The 9,474-nt window shown below is 70.5% G+C and carries 8 protein-coding genes; 5 read left to right on the top strand and 3 right to left on the bottom strand.

What is annotated here, in order from left to right:
* From ABZ880_RS49265 to ABZ880_RS49255, 3 genes are all read right to left on the bottom strand, one after another.
* Positions 1–1,399, bottom strand: a 1,399-nt coding sequence (locus tag ABZ880_RS49265) for an FtsX-like permease family protein (RefSeq protein ID WP_361277614.1), incomplete at its 3' end; no start/stop codon positions are given.
* Between the two features lie 35 nt (positions 1,400–1,434).
* The gene (locus ABZ880_RS49260) at positions 1,435–2,187 is read right to left on the bottom strand and encodes an ABC transporter ATP-binding protein (protein ID WP_361277613.1); all 753 of its coding nucleotides are present in this window, start codon (positions 2,185–2,187) and stop codon (positions 1,435–1,437) included.
* Complete coding sequence (locus tag ABZ880_RS49255; RefSeq protein ID WP_361277612.1) at positions 2,184–2,699, bottom strand: PadR family transcriptional regulator; 516 nt, start codon at positions 2,697–2,699, stop codon at positions 2,184–2,186. The genes ABZ880_RS49260 and ABZ880_RS49255 overlap by 4 nt, the downstream gene beginning before the upstream one ends.
* A 123-nt stretch (positions 2,700–2,822) precedes the next feature.
* On the opposite strand from ABZ880_RS49255, the gene ABZ880_RS49250 reads away from it, so the two are divergent.
* The 5 genes from ABZ880_RS49250 to ABZ880_RS49230 all read left to right on the top strand — a co-directional run bounded on the left by ABZ880_RS49250 (position 2,823) and on the right by ABZ880_RS49230 (position 9,455).
* Complete coding sequence (locus ABZ880_RS49250) at positions 2,823–4,094, top strand: ABC transporter substrate-binding protein (RefSeq protein ID WP_361277611.1); 1,272 nt, start codon at positions 2,823–2,825, stop codon at positions 4,092–4,094.
* 143 nt (positions 4,095–4,237) lie between these two features.
* The gene (locus tag ABZ880_RS49245; protein ID WP_361277610.1) at positions 4,238–5,863 is read left to right on the top strand and encodes a glycoside hydrolase family 13 protein; all 1,626 of its coding nucleotides are present in this window, start codon (positions 4,238–4,240) and stop codon (positions 5,861–5,863) included.
* Between the two features lie 59 nt (positions 5,864–5,922).
* Positions 5,923–7,251: an ABC transporter substrate-binding protein gene (locus ABZ880_RS49240; protein ID WP_361277609.1), complete on the top strand. Its 1,329-nt coding sequence runs from the start codon at positions 5,923–5,925 to the stop codon at positions 7,249–7,251.
* 6 nt (positions 7,252–7,257) lie between these two features.
* The gene (locus ABZ880_RS49235) at positions 7,258–8,619 is read left to right on the top strand and encodes an ABC transporter permease subunit (RefSeq protein ID WP_361277608.1); all 1,362 of its coding nucleotides are present in this window, start codon (positions 7,258–7,260) and stop codon (positions 8,617–8,619) included.
* Positions 8,616–9,455, top strand: coding sequence for a carbohydrate ABC transporter permease (locus tag ABZ880_RS49230; protein WP_361277607.1), 840 nt, complete (start codon positions 8,616–8,618; stop codon positions 9,453–9,455). Before ABZ880_RS49235 ends, ABZ880_RS49230 begins: the two co-directional genes overlap by 4 nt.
* Positions 9,456–9,474: the final 19 nt, after the last annotated feature.

The following is a 9,474-nucleotide window of genomic DNA, read 5'->3' as shown; positions in this document are numbered from 1 at the left end:
GCAAGCCGGGCAGGCGCCCGCCGGAGGGGGCCGCGGGGTGCGGTCCGGGGCTGGCGTGTGTGGAGGCGGAGAGCTGTTCGTCGGAGGGAGCGGCGGTGCGCGGCCCGGGCCCGGAGTCTCCGGCACCCGACGGGGCCTCGGCGCGGAGTCCGGACGGATCGGCGGCCTGCGGCGTCAACGCTTTCCGTGGCCCCTCCGCAGACCGCACGCCGGGCGCAGACCGTGCCCCCACTGCAGACTGCACCTCAAGTGCCCGTCGCGACCCCCCGCGCCCGGGAGCCACCGGCCGCACCGTCGGCACCGGAGGTATCCGCCCCGCCCGCCAGGCCGCCAGGCCCGTCGTCGCGCCGATGAACAGGACCGCGCCCACCGGGATGGCGACGAGGGCCACCGTGTTGCCGGGGAGGCCCTGCCAGACGCCGAGGGCGTCTCCGAGGCGGCCCGGGAAGTGGCTGCCCAGGGCCTGGGTGAGCGTTGCGGCGGTCACGGCGCCGAGGACCGCGTAGGCGATGTGCTGGAACAGGAACACGCGGACGACCTGGCCCGGGGTGAAGCCGATGGCCTTGAGGACCGAGATGTCGCGCAGATGGCCGCGGATGCGGGTGGCGATCGCGCCGTGGACGGCCAGGCCGGCGGCCACCAGGGCGCCCAGGCCGAACAGGCCCAGCACCTGGCCGAGCAGCCGGTTGTCGCCCTGCGCCTCGGCGCGCGCCTGCTGCCAGGTGGAGACCTCGCCGATGGCGCCGGCGCCGAGGACGGTGACGGCGCGCTGGACGGCGTAGTCCGTGTCCTCGGGGTCGGTCAGGCGCAGGCCGATGACCTGGCCGGTGGGGTGGGACACGGCGGAGGGGAGGGCCCAGACCAGGCCCGGCTGTTCGCTCGGGCGGTAGCGCGGCTCGGCGCTGTCGGCCACGCCCAGGACGGTCACCGTCCGGTTGGAGCCCGGCATGGTGAGCCGGTCGCCGGGTTCGGCGAGCAGGGCGCGGGCGAGGCGGCTCTCCAGGACCACGCCGTCGGGGGTGGCGGGGTTCAGCCAGTGGCCGGAGGTGAGCAGCGGGCGGCGTCCGGTGGGGAGCTCGGGTGTGGCACGGAGTTCGACCGAGGCGCGGGTGCCGCGGGAGGCGAGGGTGGTGGAGGCGACGGCGTAGGGGCCGGTGACGGATTCGACGCCGTCGAGTTCCGCCAGCTTTCGCACGTTCGCCGACTCGCTCGTGTGCAGCACGACGTGCGCCCCGCGCTCCTGCGTGAAGACGCGCTGCCAGGGGTTGGTGGCGTACCCGAACAGGGCCGTGGCCAGCAGCAGCGACACCACGATCCCGGCGGTGGCGAGGACGAGGAACAGCGCCTCGCCCCGGTGCGTCCGCAGATCGGAGTGCGCCCAGCGCAACGTGGCTCGCACGGGATCAGCCCTTCCGGCGGTCGTAGAGCCGCATCTCAGTCCTTGAGCTCCAGTACTCCGGATATCCCGCTCCTGCGGGGCGCCGGTGTGCCGTCCAGCTCCGCGTCGTCGGCTATCCGGCCGTCGAAGAAGCAGATCACCCGGTCCGCGGCGCTGGCCAGCCGGGCGTCATGGGTGACCAGCACGATCGTCTGGCCGCGCTGGTGGAAGCGGGACAGCAGCCGCATCACTTCGCGGGTGCCCTTGCTGTCCAGGCTGCCCGCGGGTTCGTCGGCCAGCAGGAGCGGGGGGTGGTTGACCAGGGCGCGGGCCAGCGCGACCCGCTGCTGTTCGCCGCCGGACAGTTCGCCCGGCAGGCTGCGGTCCTTGCCCTCGAGCCCCAGCTCGGCCAGGAGCTCGACGCGCTCGGCGCGCGCCTGCTTCGGCGGCACTCCCGCCAGCAGCGCCGGCAGCTCCACGTTGTCGGCGACCGACAGATTCGACACGAGGTTGAAGAACTGGAAGACGATCCCGATCCGCTTCCTGCGCTCCACGGCCCAGCGGGCCTCGCTCCATGCGTCCGTGCGCTCGCCGTCCAGGCGGATGCTGCCGCCGTCCGGCCGCTGCAGCCCGCCCAGCAGATGCAGCAAGGTCGACTTGCCGGCCCCGGAGGGACCGGTGACGGCCACGAACTCGCCCTGCCGTACACAGAGATCGACACCGCGCACGGCATGCGCGGGCGCACCCTCGCCGTAGTGCGTCTTGACCAGGCCCTCGGCGTGCAGCACGGGAGCGGGACTGTCGCTCACTCCAGCTCCTCCAGCTCTTCCTGACACCGTTCCAGCCAGTCGAGGTCGGCCTGCAGGTGCAGCATCGCGCCCTCGATCAGCAGGTGCGCGATGCGGTTGTCGCGGTCTTCGGCGGCGGCCAGCTTGGACAGCTGCCGCATGGTGTTGAGGTACTGGCGCCGCTGCCTGTTGATCAGGGCGATCTGCTCGGCGAGACCCGTCTGCGGGGCGAGCGCCAGCTTCATGAAGAACTCGTCCCGTACCCGCGGCTCGTCCTCGGGCTCCTCGAACCAGGCGCGCAGCGCCTCCCGCCCGGATTCGGTGAGGTGGTAGACCTTCTTGTTGGGCCGGCTCGACTGCTCCACGTCCTCGCCCTCGATCAGCCCTTGCTTCTCGAGGCGGCCGAGGGTTACGTAGATCTGGCCGACATTCGGCTGAGGGTACGCGGAGCCCAGCAGTTGCTCAAGGTCCTGCTTGAGCTCGTAGCCGTGGGCCGGACCGCGTGCCAGGAGTGCCAGGAGGGGCAGACGCACTCGTGCTGTCCTCCTGTCTGGTCAATGTGCTCCGGGCCCTAGTATCGCGCATACCTAACAGGTATACATGGCCTCTGTCCCCGGGCAAGGGTGCCCGTGGTGCCGGTGTACAGGGAGGAACCTATGCGGTGGATGCACGCCGCCGGTAGGGGCCTTCTCGTTCTGGTCGTGGTCATGACCGGTTACACCGCCTCCGGCGCCCGCGCCGACGAGGGGACGGCGAGTGGCCGCGGACCGCTGACGCTCGCCACCGGAGGAGACCTCACCGGTTATCTCGGGCCTCTGCTGGAGGGCTGGAACCGTACCCACCCCGGTGAGAAGGTCACCCTCGTCGAGCTTCCCGACTCCGCCGACGAGACCCATGCGCAGATGGTCACCGACCTGCGCGGCGGCGACCGCAGCCGGTTCGACGTCCTCAACATCGACGTCAACTGGACCTCGGAGTTCGCGGCGGCGGGCTGGATCCGGCCGCTGCCCCGCGACCGCTTCCCGCTCAAGACCTTCCTGCAGCCGGTGGTCGGCACGGCGACCTACGACGACCGTCTGTACGCCGTCCCGTACGCCACCAACGCCGGTCTGCTCCTCTACCGCAAGGACATCCTCGCCACGGAGGGCGTCCCGCCGCCGCGCACCTGGGCCGAGCTGGAGCGGGACGCGAAGACCATCGCGCCCAAGTACGGACTCGACGGCTACGCGGGGCAGTTCCTGCCCTACGAGGGCCTCACCGTCAACGCCGCCGAGGCGGTCTACTCGGCCGACGGCAGCATCCTCGGGGACGAGGGAGCCCGCGTCACCGTGAACTCGGCGGCGGCCCGCGAGGGCATCGGGTTCCTCGCCCGGGGCGTGCGCGAGGGCTGGATCCCGAAGAAGGCGCTGACGTACAAGGAGGAGGAGTCCAAGCAGGCCTTCCAGGACGGGCATCTGCTGTTCCTCCGCAACTGGCCCTATGCGTACGTCGTCGCGTCCGCCAAGGGCTCCCCGGTCGCCGGCAGGATCGGCGCCGTACCGCTGCCCGGACCCCACGGGCCGGGCACGAGCGTCCTGGGCGGCTCCAACCTGGCCGTCAACACACATGCCCGGCATCCCGACTCCGCCGCGCGGCTGCTCGCGTACCTCACCAGCGAGCCCGTCCAGCGCCAGGTCCTCACACGCGGCGCGCTGCCGCCCGTACGGGCCGCGCTGTACCAGGACCCCGAGCTGATACGGCGGTTCCCGTATCTGCCGACCCTGCGCGAGAGCATCCGCACCGCCCAGCCGCGCCCCAAGAGCCCGCGATACGACCAGGTCAGCCTGGTGGTGCAGGCGGTCGTGCAGGACGCGATGACCGGGCACGAGACGCCCGCGGCGGCGGTGGATCGGCTGGCACGGGAGCTCGCGGCGATCTCCAATCGCTAGCCGACTAGTTACTTGTTAGGTAACGCGGAAGTCTCATCTGGGTTCAGAATGCTCAAGTCTGTCCGGTTTTGGCAGGGCAACTCAGCAGTAGCTTCCGTTCCTTTCATTGACACCCTCACGACATGCCTACCTAACATGCATGCATGTTGAGTAAGTACCGCTGGTGGCGAGACGCGGTGATCTACCAGGTGTACGTCCGCAGCTTTCTGGACAGCACCGGGGACGGCGTCGGCGATCTGGCCGGCGTCCGGGCCGGGCTGCCGTATCTGAAGAAGCTGGGCGTGGACGGGATCTGGCTGAGCCCCTTCTATCCCTCGCCGCAACACGACCACGGCTACGACGTGGCCGACTACTGCGATGTCGACCCGCTCTTCGGCGACCTCGCCGAGTTCGACCTGCTGGTGGCGGCCGCGCGGCGGCTCGGCGTCAAGGTGCTGCTCGACGTGGTGCCCAACCACTGCTCCAGCGAGCACCCGTGGTTCCAGGAGGCGCTCGCCTCGGCGCCCGGCAGCGCGGCCCGCGCCCGCTTCCACTTCGCCGACGGCCGCGCTCCCGACGGCTCGGAGCCACCCAACAACTGGTACTCGATGTTCGGCGGCCCGGCCTGGAGCCGGGTGACCGAGGCGGACGGGCGGCCCGGCCAGTGGTACCTGCACATGTTCGCCCCCGAGCAGCCCGACTGGAACTGGCGCAACCCCGAGATCGGCACCGAGTTCGACCGGGTGCTGCGCTTCTGGCTCGACCGGGGCGTCGACGGCTTCCGTATCGACGTGGCCGCGGGCCTCTTCAAACACCCGGACCTGCCCGACTCGGACGACCCCGAGGCCGACGCCCGCACCCGCGACTCGGTCAACCCGCTCGCCTGGAACCAGCCCGAGGTGCACGACGTGTGGCGGCACTGGCGGGCGGTGTGCGAGGAGTACACACAGCGGGACGGCCGCGAGCGGCTGCTGGTCGGCGAGGTGTCGGTGCCGACCGCGCGCGATCACGCGAAGTACGTGCGTGCGGACGAACTCCATCAGGCCTTCTTCTTCGACCTGTTGAGCGCCCCCTGGAGCGCCGATGCCTTCCGCAAGGTCATCTCCGAGGCGATGGAGGACATCGCCGGCACGGGATCGACGGTCACCTGGGTGCTCAACAACCACGACCAGGTCCGCACCGTCACCCGCTACGGCGAGCCCGCCACCGAGGGCAGCGGCCTCGGCGCCGCCCGTGCCCGCGCCGCCGCGCTGCTGATGCTGGCGCTGCCCGGAGCCGCGTACATCTACCAGGGCGAGGAGCTGGGCCTGCCCGAGGTCGTCGATCTGCCGGACGACGTGCTCACCGACCCGATCTTCCGGCGCACGGGCAGCCGGGCCCGTATCCGCGACGGCTGCCGGGTGCCGCTGCCGTGGTCCGGCCAGGCGTCACCCTTCGGCTTCACCTCCGGCGCGGAGAGCGCGCGGCCGTGGCTGCCGCAGCCCTCCTACTTCGCCGAGTACGCCACCGACCGCGCCCTCGCCGACACCCGCTCCTTCTGGCACCTGTACCGCGACGGCCTCCAACTCCGGGCCGCACTGCCCCAGTTGGGCGAGGGCGCGCTGCGCTGGCTGGACACCCCGCCCGGCGTCCTCGGCTTCGTCCGCGGCGACGGCCTCGTCTGCGCCGTCAATTTCGGTACGGCGCCCACGCCCGCGCCGGTCTCCGGCACACCCCTGCTGTCCAGCGGTCCCTGCACGGCCGGGGTACTGCCCGGCTCGACGGCCGCCTGGTGGATCAACGATCTCTGATCACCGTCAATCACTTCTGATTGTTCGTCAGTTTCCCACCCTTTGAAGGGACATCAACGATGATGCGACGACGCACGACCATGCTCGCGAGCTGCACCGCCCTTGCCCTGGCTCTCGGCGCGACCGCCTGCGGAGGCGGCGGGCCGGTCTCCGCGGGCGGCGGCGACAAGGCGCTCAGCGGGCAGACGGTCACCGTGGCCGGTGTCTGGACCGGCAGCGAGCAGAAGAACTTCCAGAAGGTGCTGGACGCCTTCGGCGCGAAGACCGGCGCCAAGACGCAGTTCATCTCCACCGGCGACAACGTCTCCACGGTCGTCGGCAGCAAGATCGAGGGCGGCAACGCGCCCGACGTGGTGATGGTCCCGCAGGTCGGCGTGTTGCAGCAGTTCGCCAAGGAGGGCTGGCTCAAGCCGCTGTCCGCCACCACCGACAAGTCCGTCGACGCGGCCTACGCGCCCGTCTGGAAGAAGTACGGAAGCGTCGACGGCACCCTCTACGGCCTCTACTTCAAGGCCGCCCACAAGTCGACGGTCTGGTACAGCCCCGACGCCCTCGACCAGGCCGGCGTCAAGCCGCCCAAGACCTACGACGCCATGCTGAAGGCCGGGCACACCGTCTCCGACTCCGGGCTCGCCGCGTTCTCGGTGGCCGGCGAGGACGGCTGGACCCTCACCGACTGGTTCGAGAACATCTACCTCTCGCAGGCGGGTCCGGAGAAGTACGACGCCCTGGCCGCCCACAAGTTGAAGTGGACCGACGCTTCGGTGGTGAAGGCACTCGGCACGCTCGGCAAGCTGTTCAAGGACAAGCAGCTGATCGCGGGCGGGCAGAGGGGGGCCCTCAACACCGACTTCCCGGGCTCGGTGGAGAAGGTGTTCGGACCCAAGCCCGAGGCCGGCATGGTCTACGAGGGCGACTTCGTCGCCGGAGTCGCGCACGACCAGTTCGGCAAGACCATCGGCACGGACGCGAACTTCTTCCCCTTCCCCGCGGTCGACGGCGGCAAGGCCCCGGTGGTCAGCGGCGGCGACGCGGCCGTCGTCCTCAAGGACGGCAAGAACTCCAAGGCGGGCATGAAGCTCCTGGAGTACCTGGCGACCCCGGAGGCGGCGGCCGTGTGGGCGAAGGCGGGCGGCTTCCTGTCCCCCAACAAGGAGCTCGACCTCTCTTCGTACAGCGACGACGTCACCCGCGCCACCGCCAAGTCCCTTGTCTCCGCCGGGGATTCGGTCCGCTTCGACATGTCGGACCAGGCGCCCGCGGCCTTCGGCGGCACCAAGGGTGCGGGCGAGTGGAAGCTGCTGCAGGACTTCCTGCGCGACCCGTCGGACCCGAAGGGCACGGCGGCGCAGCTGGAGGCCGCGGCGGCCAAGGCCTACAAGGGCTGACGCGCCATGACCGCGACCCTGGTGAAAGAGAAAAGTCCGCCTGCGACCGGGCTCGTCGAGCGGGCCCGGCGCTCGCGGCGGCGGGCCCGGATCATCGCCGTGCTGTTCGCCTTCCCGGCGCTGCTCCTGCTGGGCGCGCTCGTCGTCTACCCCGTGCTGTTCTCCGTCGGCCGCAGTTTCTTCGACGCGTCCGGCACCCGATTCGTGGGCGGCGAGAACTACACCGAGATGTTCCGCGACCCGGCGACCCTCAAGGCCGTACGGAACACGGCCATTTGGGTCGTGGTCGCCCCGGCCCTGCTGACCGGTCTGGGCCTGATCCTCGCCGTACTCGTCGAGAAGGTCCGCTGGGCCACCGCCTTCAAACTGCTGCTGTTCATGCCGATGGCGGTCTCCTTCCTGGCGGCGGGCATCATCTTCCGGCTCGCCTACGACCAGGACCCGGACAAGGGCGTGCTGAACGCCGCCGTGGTCGGGGTGCACGACGCCTTCAAAGGCACGTCGGAGTATCCGACCGCGCGGGCCCGGCAGGGGCAGGGGCTGACGGCCGTGCCGGACGGCTCGTACCGGACGACCGGGCGTGTGTCGCCGGGTGACTCGGTGGCCCTCGGGCTGGTGGGCGTGCCGCCGAAGGACCTGCCGAAGGGCGCCGAGCCCGCGTATACGGCCGCGAGCCGGAAGGCCGCGTCCGACGAGGTGCGCGGTGTCGTCTACCTGGACTTCACGCCCGGCGGGGGAGGCAAGCAGGGCAAGGTCGACCGGCGGGAGAGCGGGCTGCCGCAGATGAGGGTCGAAGCGGTGGGGGACGACGGGGAGGCGGTCGCGAGTACGTCGACGGCGTCCGACGGTTCGTTCCGCTTCACGGGCCTCAAGTCCGGCTCGTACACGGTGGAGTTGCCCGCGTCGAACTTCGCGCAGCCCTACCAGGGCGTCTCCTGGCTCGGGCCGGCGCTGGTCACGCCGGCGATCATCGGGGCGTACCTGTGGATCTGGACCGGCTTCGCGATGGTGCTGATCGGCGCGGGCCTCGCGGCCCTGCCCCGGGACGCGCTGGAGGCGGCGCGGATGGACGGCGCGAACGAGTGGCAGATCTTCCGGCGGATCACCGTGCCGCTGCTGGCGCCGGTGCTCACCGTGGTCTTCGTGACGTTGGTGATCAACGTGATGAAGGTCTTCGACCTCGTCTACATCATCGCGCCGGGGCAGGTGCAGGAGGACGCCACCGTGCTCGCGACGCAGATGTGGCTGGTGTCCTTCGGCGGCGGCAACAACCAGGGGCTGGGCAGCGCGCTCGGTGTACTGCTCCTCGTGCTGGTCGTGCCCGCCATGGTCCTGAACGTCCGTCGTTTCCGGAGGAGTCAGCGATGAACGCGGTGAGGCGCGCCCTGAGCAGTGGTCTGGTGCAGGCTTTCCTGGTGCTGATCGGCCTGGTGTGGCTGACGCCGCTCGCGGGGCTGTTCCTGTCGTCGCTGCGGTCCTCGCAGGACTCGGCGAGCAGCGGCTGGTGGACGGCGCTCAGCAGCCCGGGCCAGTTGTCCTTCGACAACTACTCGGCGCTGCTGAAGAACTCCGGTATGACGCAGGCCTTCTGGAACACGGTGCTGATCTCGGTACCGGCGACCTTCCTGGTCGTCGTCCTCGCGGCGCTCGCCGGATACGCCTTCGCCTGGCTGGACTTCCCCGGCCGGGAGGCCGTCTTCCTGGTCGTGGTGGCCCTGTTGGTGGTGCCGGTGCAGATCGGTCTGCTGCCGGTCGCCAAACTCTTCGGAGAACTGGGCCTGTTCGGGACCATCCCGGGAGTCGTCCTCTTCCACGTGGCCTACGGACTGCCGTTCGCGGTGTTCCTGCTCCGGAACTACTTCGCCGAGATGCCGAAGGAGATGCTGGAGGCGGCCCGCATGGACGGCGGCAGCGAGTGGCGGATCTTCACACGGCTGGTGCTGCCGGTGGGGCGGCCCGCGATCGCCTCGCTGGCGATCTTCCAGTTCCTGTGGGTCTGGAACGACATGCTGGTGGCGCTGCTCTTCGCGGACGGTTCCTCGCAGCCCCTGACGGTTGAACTCCAGTCGCAGATACGGCAGTTCGGCGCCAACATCGACGTACTGGCGCCGGGAGCCTTCGTCTCGCTGGTGGTGCCGGTGGTGGTGTTCTTCGCCTTCCAGCGGCACTTCGTCCAGGGAGTGATGGCCGGGTCGGTCAAGTGAGGCGGGCGGGGGTTCCCGA

Source organism: Streptomyces sp. NPDC047043, from assembly GCF_040644055.1.
Classification (GTDB): Bacteria; Actinomycetota; Actinomycetes; order Streptomycetales; family Streptomycetaceae; genus Streptomyces.
This window is presented reverse-complemented; position numbering and strand designations above follow the sequence as displayed.